Origin of the sequence: Pseudonocardia kongjuensis (genome assembly GCF_039526905.1) — a bacterium.
GTDB lineage: Bacteria > Actinomycetota > Actinomycetes > Mycobacteriales > Pseudonocardiaceae > Pseudonocardia > Pseudonocardia kongjuensis.
Window position 1 is genome coordinate 188,331 of record NZ_BAAAJK010000007.1, and the last position, 24,059, is coordinate 212,389.

22 protein-coding genes are annotated in these 24,059 nt (G+C 75.0%); 6 read left to right on the plus strand and 16 right to left on the minus strand.

Features of this window, described 5'->3' with window-relative positions:
* Position 1: 1 nt before the first annotated feature.
* Both hppD and ABD160_RS11170 read right to left on the minus strand, forming a co-directional pair.
* The gene (gene hppD, locus ABD160_RS11165; RefSeq protein WP_344021227.1) at positions 2 to 1,198 is read right to left on the minus strand and encodes a 4-hydroxyphenylpyruvate dioxygenase; all 1,197 of its coding nucleotides are present in this window, start codon (positions 1,196 to 1,198) and stop codon (positions 2 to 4) included.
* Positions 1,199 to 1,348: 150 nt separating this feature from the next.
* Complete coding sequence (locus ABD160_RS11170) at positions 1,349 to 2,548, minus strand: homogentisate 1,2-dioxygenase (protein ID WP_344021229.1); 1,200 nt, start codon at positions 2,546 to 2,548, stop codon at positions 1,349 to 1,351.
* 91 nt (positions 2,549 to 2,639) lie between these two features.
* Between ABD160_RS11170 and ABD160_RS11175 the strand changes: the two genes are divergently transcribed.
* The 3 genes from ABD160_RS11175 to ABD160_RS11185 all read left to right on the plus strand — a co-directional run bounded on the left by ABD160_RS11175 (position 2,640) and on the right by ABD160_RS11185 (position 4,030).
* On the plus strand, positions 2,640 to 3,236 hold the full coding sequence (locus ABD160_RS11175; protein WP_344021231.1) for a carboxymuconolactone decarboxylase family protein: 597 nt from the start codon (positions 2,640 to 2,642) through the stop codon (positions 3,234 to 3,236).
* An 82-nt stretch (positions 3,237 to 3,318) separates the two neighbouring features.
* Complete coding sequence (locus ABD160_RS11180) at positions 3,319 to 3,759, plus strand: CBS domain-containing protein (RefSeq protein WP_344021234.1); 441 nt, start codon at positions 3,319 to 3,321, stop codon at positions 3,757 to 3,759.
* 73 nt (positions 3,760 to 3,832) lie between these two features.
* On the plus strand, positions 3,833 to 4,030 hold the full coding sequence (locus ABD160_RS11185; RefSeq protein WP_344021236.1) for a CsbD family protein: 198 nt from the start codon (positions 3,833 to 3,835) through the stop codon (positions 4,028 to 4,030).
* Between the two features lie 58 nt (positions 4,031 to 4,088).
* Here ABD160_RS11185 and ABD160_RS11190 read toward each other — a convergent pair whose 3' ends face one another.
* On the minus strand, positions 4,089 to 5,111 hold the full coding sequence (locus ABD160_RS11190) for a phosphotransferase family protein (RefSeq protein WP_344021237.1): 1,023 nt from the start codon (positions 5,109 to 5,111) through the stop codon (positions 4,089 to 4,091).
* Complete coding sequence (locus ABD160_RS11195) at positions 5,108 to 6,343, minus strand: acyl-CoA dehydrogenase family protein (protein WP_344021239.1); 1,236 nt, start codon at positions 6,341 to 6,343, stop codon at positions 5,108 to 5,110. The genes ABD160_RS11190 and ABD160_RS11195 overlap by 4 nt, the downstream gene beginning before the upstream one ends.
* A 101-nt stretch (positions 6,344 to 6,444) precedes the next feature.
* Here ABD160_RS11195 and ABD160_RS11200 point away from each other — a divergent pair, with 101 nt between their 5' ends.
* Entirely contained in the window at positions 6,445 to 7,014 is a 570-nt protein-coding gene (locus ABD160_RS11200; protein ID WP_344021241.1) for a TetR/AcrR family transcriptional regulator, read from the plus strand.
* Between the two features lie 30 nt (positions 7,015 to 7,044).
* Here ABD160_RS11200 and ABD160_RS11205 read toward each other — a convergent pair whose 3' ends face one another.
* Both ABD160_RS11205 and ABD160_RS11210 read right to left on the minus strand, forming a co-directional pair.
* Entirely contained in the window at positions 7,045 to 8,169 is a 1,125-nt protein-coding gene (locus ABD160_RS11205; protein ID WP_344021243.1) for an RsbRD N-terminal domain-containing protein, read from the minus strand.
* 18 nt (positions 8,170 to 8,187) lie between these two features.
* Positions 8,188 to 9,459: a M20 family metallo-hydrolase gene (locus ABD160_RS11210; protein ID WP_344021245.1), complete on the minus strand. Its 1,272-nt coding sequence runs from the start codon at positions 9,457 to 9,459 to the stop codon at positions 8,188 to 8,190.
* Positions 9,460 to 9,679: 220 nt separating this feature from the next.
* On the opposite strand from ABD160_RS11210, the gene ABD160_RS11215 reads away from it, so the two are divergent.
* Positions 9,680 to 11,008 (plus strand): MFS transporter, encoded by a 1,329-nt coding sequence (locus ABD160_RS11215; RefSeq protein WP_344021247.1) that lies wholly within the window; start codon positions 9,680 to 9,682, stop codon positions 11,006 to 11,008.
* Positions 11,009 to 11,026: 18 nt separating this feature from the next.
* On the opposite strand, the gene ABD160_RS11220 is transcribed toward ABD160_RS11215, so the two are convergent.
* Positions 11,027 to 12,076: a substrate-binding domain-containing protein gene (locus ABD160_RS11220; RefSeq protein ID WP_344021249.1), complete on the minus strand. Its 1,050-nt coding sequence runs from the start codon at positions 12,074 to 12,076 to the stop codon at positions 11,027 to 11,029.
* A 280-nt stretch (positions 12,077 to 12,356) separates the two neighbouring features.
* On the opposite strand from ABD160_RS11220, the gene ABD160_RS11225 reads away from it, so the two are divergent.
* Positions 12,357 to 12,506, plus strand: a complete 150-nt coding sequence (locus ABD160_RS11225) for a helix-turn-helix domain-containing protein (protein WP_344021251.1) — start codon at positions 12,357 to 12,359, stop codon at positions 12,504 to 12,506.
* 10 nt (positions 12,507 to 12,516) lie between these two features.
* On the opposite strand, the gene ABD160_RS11230 is transcribed toward ABD160_RS11225, so the two are convergent.
* The 9 genes from ABD160_RS11230 to ABD160_RS11270 form a co-directional block, all read right to left on the minus strand.
* A complete protein-coding gene (locus ABD160_RS11230) occupies positions 12,517 to 13,653 on the minus strand; it encodes a vWA domain-containing protein (RefSeq protein WP_425563610.1) in 1,137 nt (378 codons plus the stop codon).
* Between the two features lie 59 nt (positions 13,654 to 13,712).
* Positions 13,713 to 14,615 carry an AAA family ATPase gene (locus ABD160_RS11235; protein ID WP_344021253.1) on the minus strand — a complete coding sequence of 301 codons (903 nt, stop codon included), beginning with the start codon at positions 14,613 to 14,615 and terminating at the stop codon, positions 13,713 to 13,715.
* Positions 14,616 to 14,683: 68 nt separating this feature from the next.
* The gene (locus ABD160_RS11240) at positions 14,684 to 17,107 is read right to left on the minus strand and encodes a xanthine dehydrogenase family protein molybdopterin-binding subunit (RefSeq protein ID WP_344021255.1); all 2,424 of its coding nucleotides are present in this window, start codon (positions 17,105 to 17,107) and stop codon (positions 14,684 to 14,686) included.
* 51 nt (positions 17,108 to 17,158) lie between these two features.
* On the minus strand, positions 17,159 to 17,665 hold the full coding sequence (locus ABD160_RS11245; RefSeq protein WP_344021257.1) for a (2Fe-2S)-binding protein: 507 nt from the start codon (positions 17,663 to 17,665) through the stop codon (positions 17,159 to 17,161).
* A gap of 28 nt (positions 17,666 to 17,693) precedes the next feature.
* Positions 17,694 to 18,566, minus strand: a complete 873-nt coding sequence (locus tag ABD160_RS11250; RefSeq protein ID WP_344021260.1) for an FAD binding domain-containing protein — start codon at positions 18,564 to 18,566, stop codon at positions 17,694 to 17,696.
* Between the two features lie 279 nt (positions 18,567 to 18,845).
* Complete coding sequence (locus tag ABD160_RS11255; RefSeq protein ID WP_344021262.1) at positions 18,846 to 19,325, minus strand: (2Fe-2S)-binding protein; 480 nt, start codon at positions 19,323 to 19,325, stop codon at positions 18,846 to 18,848.
* Entirely contained in the window at positions 19,322 to 20,218 is an 897-nt protein-coding gene (locus ABD160_RS11260) for an FAD binding domain-containing protein (protein ID WP_344021264.1), read from the minus strand. Before ABD160_RS11260 ends, ABD160_RS11255 begins: the two co-directional genes overlap by 4 nt.
* Positions 20,215 to 22,506 (minus strand): xanthine dehydrogenase family protein molybdopterin-binding subunit, encoded by a 2,292-nt coding sequence (locus ABD160_RS11265; RefSeq protein ID WP_344021266.1) that lies wholly within the window; start codon positions 22,504 to 22,506, stop codon positions 20,215 to 20,217. The genes ABD160_RS11260 and ABD160_RS11265 overlap by 4 nt, the downstream gene beginning before the upstream one ends.
* Positions 22,503 to 24,050, minus strand: coding sequence for a hydantoinase/oxoprolinase N-terminal domain-containing protein (locus ABD160_RS11270; protein ID WP_344021268.1), 1,548 nt, complete (start codon positions 24,048 to 24,050; stop codon positions 22,503 to 22,505). The genes ABD160_RS11265 and ABD160_RS11270 overlap by 4 nt, the downstream gene beginning before the upstream one ends.
* Positions 24,051 to 24,059: the final 9 nt, after the last annotated feature.

Consider the following 24,059-nt stretch of genomic DNA (forward strand, 5'->3'; position numbering starts at 1 on the left):
CTCAGATGTTGCCGCGGCGCTCCTGCTCCCGCTCGATCGCCTCGAACAGCGCCTTGAAGTTGCCCTTGCCGAAGCCGAGCGAGCCGTGCCGCTCGATCAGCTCGAAGAACACCGTCGGCCGGTCCCCGACCGGCTTGGTGAAGATCTGCAGCAGGTAGCCGTCCTCGTCGCGGTCCACCAGGATCCCGCGGGAGCGCAGCTCGCCGATCGGCACCCGGACCCGGCCGATCCGGGCGCGCAGGTCCGGGTCGTCGTAGTAGGCGGCCGGGGTGTCGAGGAACTCGACGCCGCGGGACCGCAGCACGTCGACGGTGCGCAGGATGTCGTCGGTGGCGAGCGCCAGGTGCTGGACGCCGGGGCCGCCGTAGAACTGCAGGTACTCGTCGATCTGCGAGCGCCGCCGCCCGGGCGACGGCTCGTTCAGCGGGAACTTCACCCGGTGGTTGCCGCTGGCGACGACCTTGCTCATCAGCGCCGAGTAGTCGGTGGCGATGTCGTCGCCGACGAACTCGGCCATGTTCGTGAAGCCCATGATCCGCCGGTAGAAGTCGACCCAGGTGTCCATCCGGCCGAGCTCGACGTTGCCGACGACGTGATCGAGCGCCTGGAACAGCCGCGGCCCCCGGTCCGCGACGGTGGACGAGCGGGCGACGTAACCGGGCAGGTAGGGGCCGGTGTAGCGGGAGCGGTCGACCAGGGTGTGCCGGGTGTCGCCGTAGGTCGCGATCGCGGCGGTCCGGACGGTGCCGTGCTCGTCGGCGAGGTCGTGCGGCTCGACGAGCACGGTGGCGCCGTGCGCGCGGGCGTGCGCGATGCAGCGGTCCACGTCGGGCACCTCGAGGGCGATGTCGACGATGCCGTCGCCGTGCGCGCGATGGTGGTCGGCGACCGGGCCGGCCGGGTCGACGGCGCCGCGCAGCTCGAACCGGACCGCACCGGAGCGCAGCACGTACGCCTGGTGGTCGCGGTTGCCGGTCTCCGGGCCGGAGTAGGCGACCAGCTCCATCCCGTGGACGACCTGGTGGACCAGCGCGGCCTGGGTGGCGTTGCCGACCGCCCACACCACGGCGTCCCAGCCGGTCACCGGGAACGGGTCGCGGGAGCCGTCGTGCTCCACCAGGCCGACCAGGCGGTGCAGGGTGGCGGCGTCCAGCTCGGCCAGCCGTTCGGCGTCGGTGAGGGTGTGCTCGACGGTCATCGGGTCACCTCCGGGGTGGGGCACGGGTGTGCACCGAGGACACCTCAGTCCGGTGAGCTCGGCAACCAGACCAGCAAGAGCTGGCGCCACCGCCCAGATCGGCCCGGCGTGGACCGCGCCGTGCTGGGCGCAGCGCCCAGCAGCCGGCGGTCACCTCCCGGGCCCGCGCCCGGCCCAGCTCCAGGCGTACGCCGGGTCCTCGACGGCCGCGCCGCCCGGGCCGAGCGACAGCGGCGCGAAGGTGTCGACCATGACGGCCAGCTCGTCGAAGAACTCCGCACCGAGCGACCGTTCGACCGCGCCGGGCTGCGGGCCGTGCGAGTGGCCGCCCGGGTGCAGCGAGACCGAGCCCTGCCCGATGCCCGACCCCTTACGGGCCTCGTAGTCGCCGCCGCAGTAGAACATCACCTCGTCGGAGTCCACATTGGAGTGGTAGTAGGGCACCGGCACGGCCAGCGGGTGGTAGTCGACCTTGCGCGGCACGAAGTTGCAGATCACGAAGTTGCGGCCGGCCAGCACCTGGTGCACCGGCGGCGGCTGGTGCACGCGGCCGGTGACCGGCTCGAAGTCGGCGACGTTGAGGGTGTAGGGGTACAGGCAGCCGTCCCACCCGACGACGTCGAACGGGTGGGTGGGCACGACGTGCCGGGTGCCGGTCACGCCGTGCTCCCCGCCGCGGTGCTTGATCAGGACCTCGACGTCGGTGCCCTCCACCAGCAGCGGGCCGTCCGGACCGTGCAGATCGCGCTCGCAGTACGGGGCGTGCTCGAGCAGCTGGCCGTAGCGGGACAGGTACCGCTGCGGCGGCCCGATGTGCGAGCTCGCCTCGATCGCGTACAGCCGCAGCGGCTCGGACCCGGCCGGCACCCAGCGGTGCGTGGTGGACCGCGGCAGCACCACGTAGTCGCCCTCGCGGGCGTCGATCACGCCGAACACCGTCTCCACCACGGCCGCGCCGGACTCGACGTACAGGCACTCGTCGCCGATCGCGTTGCGGTACAGCGGGGAGGGCGCACCCGCGACGACGTAGGAGATCCGCACGTCGGCGTTGCCGAGCACCAGCTGCCGCCCGGTCACCGGATCGGCCGCCTTCCAGTCCGGCCCGCCGAGCCCGTGCAGCCGCAGGTGCCGCGGGATCAGCGGCCGGTTCTCCCGCAGCTCCTGGCCGGGGAGCTCCCACGGGGTCGCGTCGACGATCGCCGACGGCACCCCGCGGTGGTAGAGCAGCGAGGAGTCCGCGGAGAACCCCTCCTCCCCCATCAGCTCCTCCCGGTACAGCGTCCCGTCCGGGGCGCGGTGCTGGGTGTGCCGCTTCGGCGGGACGTCACCTGCTCTGCGGTAGTACGCCATCGGACCGGCTCCTCCCCCGTGGGCTGCGGTGCGGCCCGATACTCCCGGCGGCCGGCCCGGTGGCGCCAGCGGGCGGCCTACCGTTGCTCCGGTGACGACCGACGACCTGCCCGGCCGCCCCGCGCCGTCCGGGCCGCCCCGTACCCGTCCGCTGGACCCGGCCGGGCTGGATCCCGAGCGGGCCGCACTGCACGCCCGGATCGCCACCGGGCCGCGGAAGGCGCAGGCCGGGGTGCCGCTGACCGACGAGCGCGACCGGCTGCTCGGCCCGTTCGGGGTGATGCTGTTCTCGCCCCGGATCGGCGACGCCGTGCAGCAGGTCGGGGCCGCGTTGCGGTTCGACGACGACCTCCCGCCCCGGTTGCGCGAGCTCGCCGTGCTCGCCGTCGCCGTGCACCACCGCAGCGCGTTCGAGTGGTCGGCGCACGAGCGTCCGGCCCGGGAGTCCGGCCTGTCCACCGGGCAGCTGCGGGCGGTGCTCGACGGCGCCGTCCCGGACGGGCTGGACGCCGCCGAACGGACCGCGCTGGACGTCGTCCGGACCCTGCTGACCACCCGTGACCTGGACGACGACCGCTACGCCGGCGTGCTGCGCGAGCTCGGCCGGGACACCCTGGCCGCGCTGGTGTGGCTGACCGGCTACTACGCGATGCTCGCCGGGGCGCTGGCGGTGTTCCGGCCGGAGTAGCGGGTACCCGCGGTCAACGGCCTACCGCGCGCGGCCGCGATCGCGGATGCTGGGTGTGCCGGAGCCGGGTGGAGGGAGCAGCGTGACCGGGACCGTCGTGGGGCAGACCGTCGCCTCCGCCATGCACACCTTCCCGAAGACCTGCCGGCCGGCGACGACGGTCGGCCAGGCCAGGGCGCTGTTCGGCAAGCCGAAGGTGCACGCGCTGCTGCTGGTCGACGACGACGGGCTGCTGCACGCCGTCGTCGAACGGGCCGACCTGGCCGGACGTGCCGACGCCGCACCGGCCGCACCGGCCGGCCGGCTGGCCGGTCGCACCGTCGGACCGGCCGCGGACCTGCGGACCACCTGGGACGCGATGGCGGGCGAGGGGCGGCGCAGGCTGGCCGTCGTCGACGACGGCGGCCGGCTGCTCGGGCTGCTCTGCCTGAAGCGGTCCGGCCGCGGCTTCTGCTCCGACGAGGGCATCCGCGCCCGGGAACGGGAGCGCGCCGGGCCCGGCCGGACCGCCCGATCGGGGTGATCGTCGCCACATCGGCGTGAGGGAGCCGGCCGTGGGGCACTCCCACCCACGCAGGCAACCCGAGGAGGTCATCGTGTCGTTCACCGACAAGATCAAGAACAAGGCCGAGAACGCCACCGGCGTCGCCAAGGAGAAGGCCGGCGAGGCGACGGGTGACAACGAGCTGCGCGCCGAGGGCAAGGCCGAGCAGAGCAAGGCCTCGCTGAAGGACGCCGGCGAGAAGGTCAAGGACGCCGCGTCCAACGTCAAGGACGCCTTCACCAGGGACTGACCGCCCGGGCCTGCGCCCGCGGAACCCGCACCGGGTCCGCGGGCGCCGGCCGTCCCGGTCAGCCGCCGGATCCGCGGGCGGCGGACAGCCCGGCGGCGACCAGCGGGGCCGTCGCGTCGCCGATGCCGTCGAACCCCTCGCCGCGGGTGTCGCCGCGCAGGTGCCGCTCGTGGATGCCCTCGGCGATCACCGCGATCTTGAGGTAGGCCAGCCCGCGGTGGAACGCCCAGTCCCGGGGCTCCCGGCCGGAGGCCGCGGTGTAGCGGGCGACCAGCTCGTCCGGGGCGGGCATCCGGGCACTGGTCGAGGCGGCCGTGCCGGCCAGCACCGGGGCGAACACCTCGTCCCGGTAGACGGTGTGCAGCGCGAGATCGGCCAGCGGATCGCCCAGGGTGGCCATCTCCCAGTCGACGACGGCGAGCACCCGGGTCGGGTCGGCCCGGTCCAGGATGGCGTTGTCGATCCGGAAGTCGCCGTGCACCACGGCCGCGTCGCTCTCCGCCGGGCAGCCGGCGTCGAGCAGGGCGTGCAGCGCGTCCACGTCGGGCAGCTCCCGGGTGCGCACCCGCTGCCACTGCGAGTACCAGCGGTCGACCTGGCGGCGCAGGTAGCCGGCGGGCCGCCCGAGCCCGGCGACCGGCTCCGCGGTCACGTCGACGGCGTGCAGCGCGGCGAGCGTGTCGACGAGCGCGAAGGCGCAGTCCCGGACCAGGCCGTCGGACCAGCCGGCCAGGTCCGCCCCGCCGCGCACCACGATCCCGTCGACGAACCCGGTCAGCGCGAACGGCACCCCGAGCACCGAGTCGTCGGCGAGCGCGACCGCGGGGGCGACCGGCACGCCGGACCCGGCGAGCGCCTCGACGAACCGGAACTCGCGCGCCATGTCGTGCGCCGACGGGGTGAGCGTGCCCAGCGGCGGGCGGCGCAGGATCCAGGTGGCGGCGCCGTCGGTGACCCGGTAGGTCAGGTTGGACCGGCCGCCGGAGACCAGCTCGGCGGTGACGCCGCCGCGGTAGCCCTCGACGTTCCCGGCCAGGAAGCGGTCCAGCGCGACCAGGTCGAGCCCGTCCGGGCCGCTCACCGGACGCCCGCCGGCCGCGCCGCCCCGGCCGACCCGGCTGCCCCGGCTGTCCCGGCTGTGTGCCGGCCCACCACCCGGCGGGCGATCGACCAGCGGTGCGTCTCGGACGGGCCGTCGTAGATCCGGAACGGCCGCACCTCGCGCAGGAACCGGCCCAGCAGCACGTCCCCGGAGACGCCGAGCGACCCGCAGAGCTGCAGCGACCGGTCGACCACCCGCCACACGGCCTCCGCGGTGAAGGTCTTCGCGATCGACACCTCGGCCCCGGCGTGCCGGCCCCGGTCCAGCTCCCAGCAGGCGCGCAGGATCAGCCCGCGGGCGGCCGCGACGTCGATCTCGTTGTCGGCGATCATCGCCTGGGCCATGCCGAGGTCGCCGAGCCGCGAGCCGAACAGCCTGCGCTGCGCCGCGTGCCCCACCGCGATGTCCTGGGCCCGGCGGGCGATCCCGAGCCAGCGCATGCAGTGCGTCATCCGGGCCGGGCCGAGCCGCACCTGGGCGTAGCGGTAGCCCTGGTCGGCCTCGCCGAGCACCGCGTCGTCGCCGACCCGGCAGTCGTCGAAGGTGACCTCGAGGTGCCCGCCGTACAGCGACTCGTCGAGCGTCGGAATGTGCCTGCCCACCTGCATGCCCGGGTTGCCGGCGTCGACCAGGAACATGGTGGCGCCGCCGCGGTCCCCCGGCTCGCCCGCGGTGCGGGCCATCACGATGGCGAAGGCGGCGCCGTCGGCGCCGGTGATGAACCACTTGCGGCCGTCGATCCGCCAGCCGCCGGGGACCCGGGTGGCGGTGGTGGACAGCGCGTCCGGGTCGGAGCCCGCGCCGGGGGCCGGCTCGGTCATCGCGAAGCAGGACCGCACGTCGCCCGCCGCGAGCGGGGCGAGGTAGCGCGCCTTCTGCTCCTCGCTCGCGATCTGCTCCAGCATGTGCACGTTGCCCTCGTCGGGCGCGGCGATGTTCAGCGCGATCGGGCCGAGCAGCGAGTAGCCGGCCTCCTCGAACACCGCGGCCCGACCGCACATGTCCAGGCCGTGGCCGCCGAACTCCTCGGCCGCGTGCGGCGCGAACACCCCGGCCGCGCGGGCCCCGGCCTGCAGCCGGCGGCGGACCTCCTCGGATCCGACGACGCCGTCGTGCGCCACCTCGACCGGGATCACCTCCTCCCGGACGAACCGCCGGGTGCGGTCGGCGAGCTCGGCGACCCTGGGGTCCGGCTCGAAGTCGACGGCCATGTCTCCTCCTGCGTGTTGGCTAATAGTCATTAGCCACCATGACGACTGGTCGACGCAAGATGCTGCCGCACGGGTCACAGCTCGGGGATAGACTGCTAGCCGTGCGGGAGGCGGAGATCCGGTCGGCCGCGCTGGAGCAGTTCGTCCGGCGCGGCTACGAGGCGACGACGATGGCCGACATCGGGGCCGCCGTCGGGATGCGCGGACCCAGCCTCTACAAGCACGTCAGCTCCAAGCAGGACCTGCTCGCCTCGCTGATGCACGCCACGATGACCGCGCTGCTGCGCGACCACGACGCGGCGGTGTCCGGGGTGGACGATCCGGTGGAACGGCTGCGCCGGGCGGTCGACGCGCACGTCCGGTTCCACGCCCGGCACCGGCGGGAGGCGTTCGTCGGGAACCGGGAGCTGCGCAGCCTCGTCGAGCCGCACCGCTCGGCCATCCTGGGCCTGCGCGACAGCTACGAGCAGCGGTTCCGCGCCCTGATCGGCGACGGTGCCGCACGCGGCGCGTTCCGGGTCGCCGATCCGCAGCTGGCGTCGTACGCGATCCTCGATCTCGGGATGGGCGTCGCGGTCTGGTTCCGGGAGGACGCCGGGCCGACCGAGAACGAGGTCGCCTGGGCGCAGGTGGAGTTCGCGCTGCGGCTGGTCGGCGCGGCCGTCCCGTGACGGCGCGGGGCCGGTCCCGCGGGCGGGCGCTCACCCGGACAGCAGCACGACGGCGAGCGCGGCGTCCCGCGGCCGGGTCAGGTCCAGCCCGGTGAGCGCCGCGAACCGGCGCAGCCGGTTGAGCACGGTGTTGCGGTGGCAGTACAGCCGGCCGGCGACGGTGGCGACGCTGCCCGAGTCCAGATAGGCCAGCGCGGTCTCGCGGAGCAGCCCGGTCTCGTCCGGGCGGGCCGCGTCCAGCCCGGCGAGCAGCGTGCCCGCCAGCCCGCCGTGGTCGTCGAGCGCGCGCCGGGCGACCAGCGGCCACACCTCGCGCGGCCCGTGCGGCGCGGCCGCGTCCGGCGGGAGCAGGTGGGCCATCCGGAGCGCCGCGGACGCCGCGTCCGGCACCGCGGCGAGCCCGGCGACGCCGCCGACCACGACGCATCCGATGTCCGCGGTCAGCCGGTGCTCCGGCGGGGCGGCGCCCGGCACGTCGGCCGGCCAGAACGCCACCACCCCGAACTCGACGTCGCGCAGGTGCACCCCGGCGGTGCGGGCCGCCCGCCCGCGCAGGGTCGCCGCGTGATCGGCGAGGGCCGCGCAGACGGTGAACGCGGCGTCCTCGCCGACGCCGAGCCCGGCCGCCAGCCGGGCGGTCCGGTGCTCGGCGGGCGTGCCGCCCGGGCCGCCGCGGAACAGCAGGTCCAGCAGCTGCCGCTGCTCGTCGCGCTGCTGCTCGGCCAGCACCGCCTGCTCGTCGAGGAACGCGAAGTGCACCTCGCGGGCGTAGGCGTCGACGACCGCCCACACCCGGTCGGCGCGCCGGACCAGGACGGCGGCGTCCCCGTCCTGGTCGAGCAGCGCCGACCAGAGCACCGGGAAGTCCAGGCGGACCGCGCGGACCAGGTCGTCGAGATCGACGCCCTGCCGGGCCCGGTGCCTGCCGAGCCGGTCCGGGAGGTCCCCGAGCTCGATCCGGCCGTCGGTGCGGGCGAGCTGGTCGACCAGCAGCGCGAGCGACTCCTCGGCGGTGTCACGCAGGTCGGCCGGGGTGACCGGCTGGTCGTCGTAGTGACCGTCCCGGTCGAGCCGGGCGAGGAACGCGGTGGCCAGCTCCGGCACCCGCCGGCGCAGCCGGGCCACCATCCGCGCCCAGGCGTCCTCGGTGTCCATCGGCGTCACCCTGCCAGCTCAGCCCGCGGTGATCTCCCCCGCGGCCAGCCGGCGCAGCACCCCGGTCAGCAGGTCGAGCCCGGCGAGGGCGTCGGCGTCGGTGGTGTGCTCGCCCTCGTTGTGGCTGATCCCGTCCACGCTGGGGACGAACAGCATGACCGTCGGGACGTGCCCGTTCAGGTTCACCGAGTCGTGCCCGGCGACGGTCGGCATCCGCCGGTGGCCCAGCCCGAGCCCGTCGGCGACCTCGCGGGCCAGGTCGATCCCGGCCGCCGGGAACGGCTGCACGCCCCAGCCGTGCGACCCGGCGATCTCGACCGCCACCCGGGCCGACCGCTCGATCCCGGCGATCCGGGAGTGCAGCAGCTCGTCGGCCCGGGCCAGCAGCTGCTCGTCGGGCGAGCGCAGGTCCAGGTTCAGGGTGACCTCGCGGGCGACGGTGACCGGGCTGTTCGGCTCGACGGTCATCCGGGACACCGAGGTGTGCAGCGGCGCGCCGGTGCCGGACAGCTCGTCGGAGAGCTCGCGGGCCAGCACCACCAGCCGGGCGGCGCCGAGCAGCGCGTCCCGCCGGTCGGCCATCACCGTCGAGCCGGTGTGCGACTGCTCCCCGAGCACCCGCAGCGCGTACTTGCGGGCCGCCCAGGTGGCCTCGACCAGGCCGATCGTGGTCCCGGTGTCCTCGAGCACCCGGCCCTGCTCGACGTGGATCTCGGCGTAGCAGGCGATGTCGGCGAGCGTCGGCGCCCCGGTGCCGGTCCGGCCGGACGCGGCGAGCAGGTCGCCGACCCGGATGCCCGCCGGGTCCCGGGTGTCCAGCGCCGCGCCCGGATCGAGCGCGCCGGTGAACACCGCGCTGCCGAACATGCTGGGCGTGAAGCGGGAGCCCTCCTCGTTGAACCAGTTGACCACCGCCAGGTTCAGCGCGTGCGTGGTGCCGGCCAGCCGGTGCGCGGCGTGCGCCGCCGCCAGCACCCCGTAGGCGCCGTCCCAGCGGCCGCCGAACGGCTGGCTGTCCAGGTGCGAGCCGACCAGCACGTACGGCGCGCCCGGGGTGCGTTCGAGCAGGCCGAACTGGTTGCCGATCCGGTCGTGGACGACGGTGAACCCGCGATCGGCCAGCCACCGCCCGAACCAGGCCCACTGCCGATCGTCCGCCTCGGACGCGGCCTCCCGGTGCACCCCGCCGCGTTCGGTCGCGCCGAAGCCGGACAGGGTCGCGAAGTCCGCCAGGAAGGTCGGGGCGCCGTCGTCCGCCATCGGGTCCTCCTCGTTCGCCGGGTCCCCCATCGCAGCACGGCCGGTGCCCGGCGGTCACCGGCGCGGCGCCGCCGGTTCACCGACGACTGCTGTGCAGCTGCACAGCGGATCCGGCGCTACATGACGACCACGTTTCGTTGTGCACTCGCACAGTCTGCGGCCGGTAGATCGCGGCGTACGTGCGTTCCGCTCGGCCGCCGGGCCGCCGATGCTGGCACGACCCCAACACGGACGGACCCCGGGAGGCGGCATGGCCGGCGAGACGGCGGACGGGAACACCGGCGGGAAGGTGACCGTCACCGACGCCGAGGCGCGCAAGGTCGCGTTCGGCGCGTTCGTCGGCACCGCGCTGGAGTGGTACGACTTCTTCCTCTACGGCACGGCGGCCGCGCTGGTGTTCAACCGGCTCTACTTCGCGACCGACGACGTGGTGGTCTCCACCCTCGCCGCGTTCGCGTCGTTCGCGGTCGGGTTCGCCGCCCGGCCGCTCGGGGCGGTGGTCTTCGGCCACCTCGGCGACCGGATCGGCCGCAAGCGCTGCCTGATCATCACCGTCACCATGATCGGGATCGTGACCGGCCTGATCGGCCTGCTCCCCGACTTCGCCGCGATCGGGATCGCGGCGCCGCTGCTGCTGACCCTGCTGCGGCTGCTGCAGGGCGTCGCGGTCGGCGGCGAGTGGGGCGGGGCGGTCACCCTGGCCGTCGAGCACGCACCGCCGGAGCGCCGCGGCCGGTACGCCGCGATGCCCCAGATCGGCTCCCCGGTCGGCACGCTGCTGTCCTCCGGGGCGTTCCTCGCCGTCGCGCAGCTGCCGCCGGAGAGCTTCGACGCCTGGGGCTGGCGGATCCCGTTCCTGGCGGCGTTCCCGCTGCTCGCGGTGGCGGTGTGGCTGCGCAGGCGGGTTGAGGAGTCCCCGCTGTTCGAGCAGATGCTGGCCCGGGACGAGCGGTCCTCGTCCCCGGTCCGGGAGGTGTTCGCGCGGGCCTGGCCGCAGCTCGCGGTCGGTGCGGGCACCACGCTGCTCGGCGTCGGCGGCTTCTACCTGGTCACCACGTTCGTGATCAGCTACGGGACGACCCAGCTCGGCCTGCCGCGGTCGCTGATGCTGGGCGCGACCCTGGTCGCCGCCGCGGTCGAGATCGGCGTGCTGATCCTGGGCGGGCGGCTCGCCGAGCGCTACGGGGCGTGGCGGGTGACGGTGGCCGGTGGCGTCGCGTCGGCGCTGATGGCGTTCCCGGCGTTCTGGCTGATCGACACCCGCGGCGCGGCCGCGGTGGTGCTCGGCGTGACGGTGGCGACCGCGCTGCTCTCGATCCCGTACGCGGTCTCCGGCGCTCTGCTCACCGAGCTGTTCCCGCCGCACCTGCGCTACAGCGGCGTCGCGCTGTCGGCCAACCTGGCGGGCGTGGTCTCCGGGTTCGTGCCGCTGGTGGCGACCGCGCTGCTCGCGGTCGGCGCCGGGACCTCCACCCTGCCCGCGCTGCTGCTGGTCGGGATCGCGCTGGTCACCGCCGGATCGGGCGCGGTGGCGCCCCGGTTCTTCGTCGAGCGGGACCGGGTCGCCACCCGGGACTGACCGCGGCGCCCGGCGGGATCAGATCGAGGCGAGGATGTCGAAGCCGGCGCCGTCCGCGGTGGCCAGGTAGATGCGCTGCTCGGTGCGGGCCCCGGTGACCCGCACCGTCCCGCGCGGCCCGTCGTGGCAGGACCGGTCGGCGACCTCGGTGAGCGGCCCGATCTCGGCGGTCCCGGCCCGCTCGACCAGCCCGGCCAGCACCCGGACGCCGTCGTAGCAGGACTCGCCGGGGGCGTTCAGCACCGGCGCGTCCGGCCCGAACCGGCGCACGTAGCGGGCGCCGAACCCGAGGCTCTCCGCGGTCGGCAGCGACTCGAAGTAGCCGGCGGCGGTGAACACGTCCCGGGACGCCCGGGCGCCGGTCTGGGCGAGCATGCTCTCGTCCATCAGCGGGGCGAAGCGGGCGCACCGGTCCTCCAGGCCGCGCCGGGCGAACTGCCGGTTGAACTCCACCGCGTCCCGGCCGACGAGCAGCATCAGCACCCCGTCGCCGTCGCCGGACTCGATCCGGCGCAGCACCGGCCCGAAGTCGGCCGTGCCGAGCCGGACGAACCGCGCCCCGTCCAGCGGCGGTGCCCCGCACTCGCGCAGGAACCGGTGCACCAGCTCGGTGGAGCGGCGCGGCCACACGTAGTCGTTGCCGACCACGAACCAGCGCCGCACCCCGATCTCCTCGCCCATCCAGCGCAGCGCCGGATAGAGCTGGATCTCCGGGGTCTCGCCGATCGCGAACACCCCGGGGGTCGTCTCGCCGCCCTCGTAGAGCGCGGTGAACACGTAGGGGACCCGGCCGCGCAGCCGCGGCACCAGGTGCTGCCGGACGACCGAGGTGTGCCAGCCGACGACGGCGTCCAGCCGGCCGGCGTCGGCCAGCCGCCCGACCTCGTCGGCGACCCGCGCGGGTCCGGCGCCGCCGTCCACCACGATCATCCGGACCGGCCGGTCGAGGATCCCGCCCGCGGCGTTGATCTCCTCGGCGGCCAGCCGGGCGCAGAGCAGGCAGGACGGCCCGTAGAGCGCCTCGGAGCCCGCGAACGGGATCACGAGGGCCACGGTGAACTCCGTCATGTCCCATCACCCCGGTGTGCAGGCCCCACCCCGGCCAACGCACGGCGGGCCGCCGGGTATTTCCGGATCGGCGACCGGACCGGTTGCGGCACACGCCCGCTGCGGCGTCCGGCGGCGCCCGGTGCGCCGGTCGGTGCAGCGCCGCCGCGGGCCACCGGTGCGTTCCGCGGAACGCACCGGGCCGAGCTCGTGGCGCGCCCATGCTCCAGGACATCGTTCATGGTCGAGGAGGCCGGGAGTGCCCACGGGGACACCGCGGCGCGGGCAGACGCGCTGCCGGATGATCGAGAGCACGATCGCGCTGCTCCGCGAGCGAGGGGCCGCGGGGACGACGATCGACGCCGTGCTGGAGCACAGCGGAGCCCCCCGCGGCTCGGTCTACCACCACTTCCCGGGCGGCCGGCGGGAGCTGCTGCGCACCCCGGCGTGAGACGGGCCGGTCAGCGGCGGCGCAGCACCGCCAGCAGCTCCTCCAGGGTGGCCAGGCTGTGCCCGGCGAGCAGCTCGTCGAGGTGCGGCAGCGCGGCCACGATGCCGCCCTGCACCGGGAGGTAGCCGTCCTTCCCGGCGTGCGGGTTGACCCAGACCAGCCGGTGCGCGAGCCGCGCCAATCGGCCCGCCTGCTCCCCCAGCAGCTCCGCGGTGCCGCGCTCCCACCCGTCGGAGAACACCACGACGGCCGCCCCGCGGGCGGTGCCGCGCCGGCCCCAGACGTCGACGAAGGTCCGCAGCACCTCACCCAGCCTGGTCCCACCGGAGCGGTCCACGATCGCGGCGTCGGCGGCGCGCAGCGCGTGCTCCGGATCGCGCAGCCGCAGCTCCCGGCTGACCCGGGTCAGCCGGGTGCCCAGGGTGAAGACCTCGGTCGACGCCGGGGACCGGCGGGCGACGACGTGCGCGAACCGCAGCAGGGCGTCGGCGTAGGGCTGCATCGACCCGGAGACGTCGATCAGCAGCACCACCCGCCGGGGCCGCCGCTCCTGGTCGCGGCGGTGCAGCGCGCGCAGCTCCCCACCGGCCCGCATCGCGGCCCGCAGGGTGCGCCGCGGATCGGCACCCCCGTGCCGGGCCGGGCTCAGCCGCCTGCTGCGGCGCAGCGGCGGGTCCGGGCGCAGCCGGGCCAGCAGCACCCGCAGGTGCTCCCGCTCGGCCCGGGTGAGCTCGGCGATGTCCCGGTCCCGCAGCACCTCGGTCGCCGAGGCGGCCACCGCGATCTCCAGCACCTCGGCGCTGCCGTCGGCGTCGGCGTCCGGGTCCCGGCCGCTGCCCAGCGGCGCCGGCCGGGCCGGCGGCGGGGTCGCGGCGGGCGGCGCGGTGCGGGCCGTGATCGCCGGATCGAACCAGGTCGCGAACGCGATGTCGTAGCGCGGCAGGTCGTCCGGGTCGGAGCAGAGGGTGACCCGGCCCGCCCGGTACGCCCGCTCCCGGTCGGTCACCCCGAGATGGCCCACCGCCTGCAGGAACGCCGCGACCCGGTCGGTCGGCACGGCGAGGCCGGCGTGCCGGAGCACCGCGGTGAACCCGGCGAGCGCGGCGACCGGCCCGCCCGCCGAGCGACCGGCCAGCAGCGGATCGATCCGGGCGATCGCGTCGGTCCGGGCGGTGTGGATCGGGCCGGGCGGCGCGTCCGGCCCGCTCACGACGGGTCGCGCCGCGCCAGCACCGCCAGCGCGCGCTCGGCGTCCTCCCGGTACTTGAGCACCGCGCCGAGGGTGGCCGCCGCCCCGTCGAGGTCGAGCGTGGTGGACCCGATCAGCTGCAGCGCCTGCGCCCAGTCCAGGGTCTCGGCGACCCCGGGCGGCTTCACCAGATCGGCCGCCCGCAGCGCCGCGACGGCCTCCGCGACCTCGGTCGCGAGCCGCTCGGACAGCCCGGGCAGCCTGCTGCGCAGGATCCGGATCTCACCGGCGACATCGGGATGGTCGAGCCAGACGTAGAGGCAGCGGCGTTTGAGCGCGTCGTGCACCTCACGGGTCCGGTTCGAGGTGAGCACGACCGCCGGTGGGCTGACGGCGCGGATCTCACCCAGCTCCGGGATGGTGACGGCGTGCTCGGTGAGCACCTCCAGCAGGAAGGCCTCGAACTCGTCGTCGGCGCGGTCGATCTCGTCGATGAGCAGTACCGAGGGGCTGGTGCGCAGGGCGCGCAGGATGGGGCGGGCGAGCAGGAACCGCTCGTCGTAGAGGCTGTGCTCGACGGCGCCGGGATCGAGCTCGCCGCCGGTGGCCTCCAGGGTGCGCAGGTGCAGCAGCTGGCGGGGGAAGTCCCAGTCGTAGAGGGCCTGGCCGGCGTCGATGCCGTCGTGGCACTGCAACCGGATCAGCGGGGCGCCGAGTACCTGGGCGAGCGCCTGCGCGAACGCCGTCTTCCCGGTGCCCGGCTCGCCCTCGCAGAACAGCGGCCGGTTCATCCGCAGCGCCAGGAACGCGGCGGTCGCCAGGTCGTCGCCGGGGAGGTAGCCGGTGCCGGACAGCGCCTTCGCCAGCACCTCCGGCGAGTCGAACCCGGTGCGGGACGGCTCGGCTGGTGACTCTGCCACGGGTGTGCCTCCTGGGGCCCGGGCGCGGCCGGGGGGATCTCCGGCCGCGCCCGGCGGTGGGAGCGGGATCAGGACTCGTCGGCGCCGATGGCGCCGATCAGGCGCAGCACGTAGTCCGGCGCCAGCGGGAGCTGCCGGACCTTCGCCCCGAACGGGGCGAGCGCGTCGGCGACCGCGTTCGCCACCGCGGCCGGGGCGGCGATCTGGCCGCCCTCACCCATCCCCTTGATGCCGCCGATGCTGAACGGCGACGGTGAGCAGAGGCTCAGCACCTCGATCGGCGGGATGTCGGTGGAGGTCGGCACCAGGTAGTCCATGTACGTCGTCGTCTGCGGCTGACCGTCGTCGCCGTAGACGAACTGCTCGAACAGCGCGCCGCCGACGCCCTGGGTGATCGCGCCGTGCACCTGCGCCTCGACGATCATCGGGTTGATCACGGTGCCGCAGTCCTCGATCGCGACGATCCGGTCGAGGGTGACCGAGCCGGTGCCCGCGTCGACCTCGCACAGCACCACGACGCAGCCGTTGGCGTAGGTCGCGGGCGGGTCGTAGAACCGGGTCGCGGTGAGCAGCGGCTCGTCCGACCGCACCTCGGAGTCCCAGTAGGCGGCGTAGGCGACCTCGGCCATCGTCTTCGACACCCCGGGGGCCCCGGTGACCGAGATGACCGAGTCGTCGATCGTGAGGTCCTCCGGGTTGGCCTCCAGCATGTTCGCGGCGACCTTGAGGATCTGCTCGCGCACGTCGGCGGCGGCCCGGGCGACGGTCGCGCCGCCGATCACCGCACTGCGGCTGGCGTAGGTGCCCAGCCCGTAGGGCGCCGACTCGGTGTCCCCGTAGATGACCTTGACGTCGCCGATCCCGACGCCGAGACCGTCGGCGGCGATCTGGGCGTAGGCGGTCTCGTGGCCCTGCCCGTGGCAGGACGTGCTCACCGCGACGGTGACGGTGCCGCTCGGGTCGACGGTCACCGTCGAGTTGTCGTGCGAGGGCAGCGGGGTGCCGGCCTGCGCCGAGGAGTCGCTGCCCCACGCGGTCTGCTCGACGTAGGAGCTGATCCCGAGCCCGAGGTAGCGGCCCTGCTCGCGCAGCTCCGCCTGCCGGGCCCGGAACGCGGCGTAGTCGATCGTCTCGATCGCCAGGTCGAGGGACTCGTGGTAGCTGCCGCTGTCGTAGAGCTGCTCGGTGATCGAGCGGTACGGCAGCTCGTCGGCGTGCAGCATGTTGCGGTGCCGGATCTCGACCGGGTCGATGCCGAGGCCGCGGGCGATCTCGTCGACCACGATCTCGCGGACGGTGTTCGCCGCCGTCCAGCCGACGCCGCGGTAGGCGGCGACCGGGCTCTTGTTGGTCAGCGACGCCGCGACCGTCTCGTCGTAGGCGTCGAGCCGGTACGGCCCGGGGAACGACTTGGCGGCCAGCGCCGGCTCGATCAGCGCGCTCTCGGTGTTGAACGAGTAGCCACCGCCGTCGCCGACGAACTCGCCGCGGACCGCGAGCAGCTTCCCCTCGTTCGTGACGGCGACCTCGAGGGTGATGTGCTCCTCCTTGGCCTGGGTCGCGGCCAGCAGGTGCTCGTGCCGGTCCTCGATCCACTTGACCGGCCTGCCCAGGGCGACCGCGATGAAGGGGATCACGATCTCCTCGGGCGAGGTGCACATCTTCTGCCCGAACCCGCCGCCGACCTCGGGGGCGATCACCCGGACCCGGTGCTCGGGCAGCCCGAGCTGGCCGGCGATGATCGAGCGCAGGAAGTGCGGCATCTGGGTGGACGACCAGACCGTGAGCTGCTTGTCGTGCCGCTCGTAGTCGGCCAGCACGCCGCGGGTCTCCATCGGCGCGGCGCCGTAGCGGTTGTGGTGGAACGCGATCTCGAAGACGTGGTCGGCGGCGGCGAAGGCGGCGTCGCTGTCCCCGTGCCGCTCGGTCTGCCGGTAGATCTCGTTGGTGCCCAGGTCCTCGAACAGCAGGGCGGCGCCGGGCGCGTTGGCGGCGGTGACGTTCGGGATCGGCGGGAGCACCTCGTACTCGACGGCCGCGCCGAGCTCCTCGGCGGCGTCCTCGGCGGCGTAACGGTCGGCCGCGACGACGACGGCGACCGCGTCGCCGACGAACCGGACCTTGTCGACGGCGATCACGTTCTGCGGGGTGCGCAGCAGGTGGTCCAGGGCGACGTGGTCGATCAGCGGGGGTACGTCGGCCAGGTCCTTGCCGGTGAACACCCACACCGAGGTACCGAGACCGGGCAGCACCGAGGTGTCCACCGAGACGATCCGGGCGTGCGGGTGCGGCGAGCGGACGTAGACGGCGTGCAGCATCCGGGGCCGGACCAGGTCGGCCACGTAGCGCGCGTTACCGGTGAGGAACCGGGGGTCCTCGACCCGCTTGGTGCGCTTGCCGATCCACTTGTCGGTGCGGATCCGCAGGTGCTCGGCGGCGAGCCCGTTCCCGGCCGCGGGGGCAGCGGTGGGGGCGGGGAGAGTCTCGGTCATGGTGGGAGTTCCCTTCTGGAGGGGCCTGCTCGGGAGGGGCGAGACCCTGGGTCAGGAGGCCCGGGCGCCGGGCTGCGCGGCCTTGGCCGACGCGGCGGCCGCCGAGACGGAGCGGACGATGTTGGTGTAGCCGGTGCAGCGGCAGAGGTTGCCGTTGAGACCGACCCGGATCTCGTCGTCGGTCGGGTCCGGGTTCTCGGCGAGCATCGCGTGCGTCGTCATCAACATGCCCGCGGTGCAGAAGCCGCACTGCAGCCCGTGGTTGTCGGTGAACGCCTGCTGGACGTGGTCGAGCGTGCCCTCCTCGGCGAGGCCCTCGACGGTGGAGATCTCGGCACCCTCGGCCTGCACGGCGAAGACCAGGCAGGCCCGGACGGCGCTGCCGTCGAGCAGCACCGTGCACGCGCCGCAGACGCCGTGCTCGCAGCCGAGCTTGGTGCCGGTCAGCCCGACCTCCTCACGCAGCACGTCGGCGAGGGTGCGCCGGGGTTCGACGAGCACGTCGTGCGTCTCGCCGTTGACGGTCAGTCCGATCGGGTGCTTGGGGTGGTTCGACATCGTCGGTCGTCTCCTCGGGTTCGGTCGGTCAGTCGCGGGCGCGGTCGAGGGCGGTGCGGAGACCGCGGGTCACCAGGACTCCCGCGACGTGCCGCCGGTAGGCGGCGCTGCCGTGGATGTCGCCGGTCGGGGTCAGGTCCGACGAGACGGCCGCGCCGGCCGAGCGGAGCAGTTCCTCGTCGACGTCGGCCCGGGCGGTCCCGACGAGCAGCTGCTCGGCCGCCGCCATCCGCTGCGGGGTGCCACCGCCGCCGAACACGGTGATCCGGGCCTGGGCGACGGATCCGCCGGTGACCGCGACCAGGGTGACGACGCCGACGATCGCGAAGTCGCCGTGCCGGCGGGTCACCTCCTCGAACGACCAGCCCGATCCCGGCGGGGGACTGTCGAAGGTGACCGCGGTGGCGATCTCGTCGGCGGCCAGCGAGGTCGTCAGGTAGGAGTCGAAGAAGTCGGCCGCGCCGATCGTGCGGGTGCCACCCGGGCCCTGCGCGGTGACGGAGCCGCCGAGGGTGGCGAACACGGCGGGCATCTCCGCCGCCGGATCGGCGTGACACAGGCTGCCGACGACGGTGCCCCGGTTGCGGATCTGCGGGTGACCGACGTGCCCGAGCGCGGCCACCAGCATCGGGGCCGCGGCCCCGACGGCCGGGGAGATCTCCACCGTGTGCTGGCGGGCGGTCGCTCCGACGGTGATCCCGGCCGGGCCGACGTCGACGGCGTCCAGCCCCGGGATCCGGTTCAGGTCGACCAGGTCGGTCGGGTTGGCGAGCCGCAGGTTCATCATCGGGACCAGGCTCTGGCCCCCGCAGATGACCTTGGCGTCGGCCGCCGCCCCGAGGTGCCCGACGGCCTCCTCGACGGTCCGGCATGAGTGGTAGGTGAACGTGGCGGGTTTCATCGGGTGTCCCCTCGGGAGCGGGTGCGTGAGCGGCGGCGAGGTGGTGGGGTCCGCGGTCCCGCTCGGCGGTGGCGCGGGACGGGCGGATCGAGATCGAGAACGTCACCGAGCGTAGGAGCGGGCCGGATCGGCATCTTTGGAATCCGTGCCGAAGGGATCGCCGAACTTGGCGGAGCTGCACAAGCGGCCGCAGCATGTCAATTCCGTGCTGCGTGATGTGAATGACATGTTACGAGCCGAGGTCACGGGTCGATCCCGGAAGCGGCTCCGCAGATGCGGCTATCCGGCCGGGTTCCGGTTGCCCGCGGCGTCCAGCACCGCTTCGATGATCTTCTGGTAACCGGTGCACCGGCAGAGGTTCCCGGCCAGTGCCACCCGCACGTCGTCCTCGTCCGGTTCCGGGACCCGGTCGAGCAGCGCCGTCGCCGACACCACCATCCCCGGCGTGCAGAACCCGCACTGCACCCCGCCGGCCTCCAGCAGCGCCCGCTGGACCGGAGCGGGCGAGTCGGCCGTGCCGATGCCCTCCACCGTGGTCACCGCACGGCCGTCGGCCTGCACCGCGAGGTAGGAGCAGGCGTTCACCGGATCGCTGTCGAGCAGCACCATGCAGGCCCCGCACTCGGAGTCGTCGCAACCCTCCTTCGGCCCGGTGATCCCGAGCTCGGTACGGAGCACCGAGAGCAGGGTCCGGTGCGGATCGAGATCGAGCGCGGACCGGACGCCGTTGGCGGTCAGGACGACGGGGACGGGTGTCATGCGGTCCTCCCGGCGGGGATGTGGGGGGCGTTCCGGGCCCGCCCGGCGGCGGCGGTCAGCGCCCGCCCGACGAGCACGGCGACCATCGCGGCGCGGTACCCGGCGCCGGCGCGCACGTCGCTGATCGGCCGGACCGAGGCCCGGGCGGTGGCCCCGGCCAGTGCGAGGGCCTCCGGATCGGGGTGCCGACCGGCCAGCAGGTCCCCGATCCCGGGCACCAGCAGGCAGGTCGGCGCGACGGCGGTGAGCGCGACCGCGGCCGCGACGAACCGCCCGGCCGGATCGAGGGTGACCGCGGCGGCGGCCCCGACCACCGCGATCTCCATCGCCCGCCGGTGTTCGAGCCGGACGTAGGCGCTGCCCGAGCGCGGCGCCGGGGCGGGCACCGTCACCTCGGTCAGGAGCTCGTCGGGGGCGGCGGCGGTCCGGCCCGGGCCGGTCAGGAACCGCTCGACCGGCAGGGTCCGGTGCCCGCCCGCCCGGCGCAGCCCGATCCGGGCGCCGAGCACGAGCAGCGGCGATCCGGTGTCCATCGCCGGCGAGGCGTTCATCAGGTTGCCGCCCAGCGTCCCGGTGGCCCGGGTGGCCGGCGAACCGACCAGCGCCGACGCGTCGGACAGCGCGGACCACCGGTCCCGGACGGCCGGATCGGTGGTGAGCGTGGCGTGGCTGGTCCCGGCGCCGATCGTGAGACCGGCGTCGTCGGCGTGCAGCCCGCGCAGCTCGTCGATCCGGTGCAGCGCGAGCAGCGACCCCGGCAGCGGCGCCTTCCCGCCGCGGGCGGCGACGACCAGGTCGGTGCCGCCCGCGACCGGGCGGGTGCCGGGCCGGTCGGCGAGCAGGTCGAGTGCCTCGGCGAGGGTGCCGGGGGCGGCGTAGCTGCGGTGGTTCACGACCGGCCCCCGTCGGCCGGATCGTGCAGCGCCGTCCAGACCCGTTCCGCCGTCATCGGCAGCGCCCGCACCCGGCGGCCGGTGGCCGCGGCGATCGCGTTGCCGATCGCGGCGGTGGTGCCGACCACGGTGGGCTCGCCGACCGCCTTCGCGCCGTACGGCCCGCCCTGGTCGACCGGGTCGTCGAGGAACTCGCTGACGATCCGGGGCGCGTCGGCGGCGGTGACCAGCTTGTAGCCGAGCAGGCCCGGGTTGAGCTGGTGCCCGTCGGCGTACCGGCTGCCCTCCAGCAGTGCCATCCCCATCGCCTGGACCACCCCGCCCTCGACCTGGCCCTCGGCGCCGACCGGGTTGAGCACCCGGCCGAACTCGTGCACCGCGACGACCTCGCCGACCGTGGCGACCCCGGTGTCCGGGTCGACCCGCACCCGGGCGACGTCGCAGAAGAACGACGGCGCCGCGAAGGCGGCGTAGCCGAGCCGCCCGCCGCAGCCGCTGACGTCGTGCTCGGGCAGCGGCGGCGGGGTGCCGGAGCCGCTGGCGATCAGCTGCGTCGAGGCGGCGAACTCGGCGATCGGGACGGACCGCTCCGGGACGCCGCGGACCCGGACGGTGCCGCCGGCGAGCTCCAGGTCGGCGCGGTCGATCTCCAGCCGGGCGGCCGCCAGGTCGAGCAGCCGGTCCCGGATCACCCGGGCCGCCTCGACCACCGCGCGGCCGTTGTTGAAGGTGGTCTGGCTGCCGGCGCTGCCGATGTCGAACGGCCCGGAGCCGGTGTCCTGGTACTGCACCGAGAAGGCACCGGGCGCCATCCCCAGCTCCTGCGCGGCGAGCAGCGGGAGCCCCATCACCGAGCCGCTGCCGTTCTCCTGCGCGCCGGTGACGATCGTGCCGGTGCCGTCCGGGTTGATCCGCAGGTGGGCGCCGGAGGGCACGGACAGGCTGAACCACCAGCCGACGGCGACGCCGAGACCCTCGTGCGGGCCGGGCTCCGGGCCGCGCGCGGCCAGCTCGACCGCCCGGTCCAGGCACTCGACGGCGCTGGCGCTGACGAACCGCTGCCCGGTCTGCCCGGTGTCGCCGGCCCGCACCAGGTTCCGGCGCCGGAACTCGACCGGATCGAGCCCGGCCAGCGCGGCGAGCTCGTCGGTGTGCTGCTCGACCGCCCAGCAGGTCTGCGGCCCGCCGGGGGCGCGGACGCTGCCCGCCGGGGTCCGGTTCGTGTAGACGGTGTGCACCTCGGCGTGCAGGTGCGGGATCCGGTAGGGGCCGGCGACCATCATCAGTCCGATCTCGGTCGCGAACAGCGCGTCGCCGCAGTAGGCGCCGGAGTCGAGGACCAGCCGGGCCCGGCGGGCGGTGATCGTGCCGTCGCGGCGCAGGCCGGTGGTCAGCCGGATCCGGGTGGCGTGCCGGACCTTGTCGGTGGCCAGGAACTCCTCGCGCCGGCTGAACACCAGCCGGACCGGCCGCCGGGTGGCCCTGGCGAGCAGCGCGACGTGCGCCTCGAAGTGGAAGTCGCACTTGCCGCCGAACCCGCCGCCCAGGTGCGGCACGACGATCCGGACGTCGCTCAGCGGCAGCTGCAGGGTCTCGGCGACCCCGGCCCTGGCCGGGAACGGGACCTGGCTGGTGCTCCAGATCGTGACCGTCGTGCCCTGCCACTCGGCCACGACGGCGTGCGGCTCGATCGGGACGGCGTGCACCATGTCGCTGGTGTAGGTCTCGGTGAGGGTCAGGTCGGCCTCGGCGAAGCCGGCGTCGACGTCGCCCTTGACCGAGGTCATGTGTCCGCAGTCGTTGTGACCGCGCTGCACGCCGGACTGGGTCCCGTAGCCGGCCCAGCCCGCGTGCACCGGTGCCGAGTCCGGGTCCAGCGCCGCCTCCGGATCGAGGATCGGGGGCAGGTCCTGGTAGACCACCTGCACGGCGGCGACGGCCGCGGCGGCGTGCTCGGCGGTGTCGGCGGCGACGGCCGCGACGATCTCCGCCTCGAACCGCACCACGTCGGTCGCGAACAGCGTGCGGTCCTTCACGAACATCCCGTAGCGGACCGGCGGGGCGTCCGCCGCGGTGAGCACGGCGTGCACCCCGGGCAGCCGGGACGCCGCGGTGGTGTCGATCGAGACGATCCGGGCGTGCGGGCGGCCGGCGTAGACGAACGCGGCGTGCAGCAGGCCGGTGAACGACAGGTCCGCGGTGTAGCGGGCCTCGCCGCTCACCTTCTCCGGCCCGTCCCGCCGGACGAACCGGCTGCCGAGCACGGTGGGCGGGACGGTCGCGGTCATCGCGGGCTCCTTGCCGGGGAACGGGACGGGACACCCGGCCTGCCGGACGGCGGCCCGGGCATGCGCGGTGGGACGAGCGGCGGCCCGACGGCCCGCACGCGGACCCGGACGGCCGGGTCACGCAGGTAGGACAGCGGGATCTCCTCGACGCCCGCCACCCGGACGCGCTCCGGCCAGGCGCCGGCCTGCACGGCGTGGTCGACGGCCTCGGCGGACAGCTCCTCGACGGCCCGGCGGAGCAGGTCCGGGCGGCCGCCGCAGATCCGCTCCGCGGTGCCGCCGACCGGGGCGACCGCCGCACCGACCGCGTTGGCGACCTCGCCGTGCGGCGGCCGTACGACGCGGCCGATCCCGGGCAGCCGGTCCGGCGCGATCCCGCCGCCACCGCCCACGACGAGCACCGGCAGCCCGTGCGCGCCGAGCCCGATCCGGTCCACCGCCTCGGCGAGCAGCTGGTCGTACCGGGCGAGGCGGCGGGCCAGCCCGGCCCGGTCGGACTCGGGCACGCCGACACCGCCCGCGGTCGTCCGCCCGTCGGCGACGGCCGCGTCGGTGAGGGTCGCGAGCGGGCCGCCGTTGCACCGGGCGTCGCGCAGCGATCCGCCGCCGAGCGGGAGCACGACCAGATCGGGCAACCGCAGGTTGGTCACCACCCCGCCGATCGTGTACGGCGAGGTGGACTCGTCGGGGAAGCCGTCGACGAGCCGGCCGACGGTGGTCCGCGAACCTCCCACGTCGACGACGACGGCGTCGGCCAGGCCGCTGCCGTGCGCGCCGCCGCGCATGCTGTTCGCCGGTCCGCTGCCGATCGCGAGGATCGGGAAGCGGGTCGCGTGGCCGAGCGCGCGCAGCGTCCCGTCGCGCTGGGTCAGGAAGCACTCGGCGTCCATCCCGTGCCGCCGGACGACGGCGCGCAGCGCCGAGGCGGTGTGCTCCACCCCGCCGGAGAGGGCGGCGTTCAGCACGGTGGCGTTCTCCCGCTCGAGCAGGCCCATCGAGCCGATCTCGTGGCTGGCCGACACGGTGACCGGGCCCAGCCGGTCGGCCAGGATCCGGGCGGCCCGCAGCTCGTCGGCCGGATCGACCGGGGAGAACACGGCGGTGACCGCGACGGCGTCCGCGCGGCCGGCGACGGCGTCGGCGAACCGGGCCACCGCCCGCTCGTCGAGCGGGGCGATCCGGGTGCCGTCGAGCTCACAGCCGCCGGCGACGATCGCGGTACCGGCGTCGACCATCGAGCGCAGCCCGGCCGGCCAGGTCGCCATCGGCGGGATCGCCCCGCTCAGCGGCGCCCCGATCCGCAGCACCGCGACCCGGCGCAGATCGGCCCCGGCGTCCACCGAGTCCTGGGTGCGGTCGGTACCCAGGCTGATCGCGCAGACCGCCGCGGGATCGACGGTGCCCCGGACCAGCAGCGACGACACCGCGGTGTCGATGCACTCGGCGAGATCGGCGACGGCGGGCACCTTGGCCCGGGCGGTGACCACACCGTCGGCGTCGACGAGCACGGTGTCGGTGTTGGTGGACCCGACGTCGATCCCCATCCGCAGACC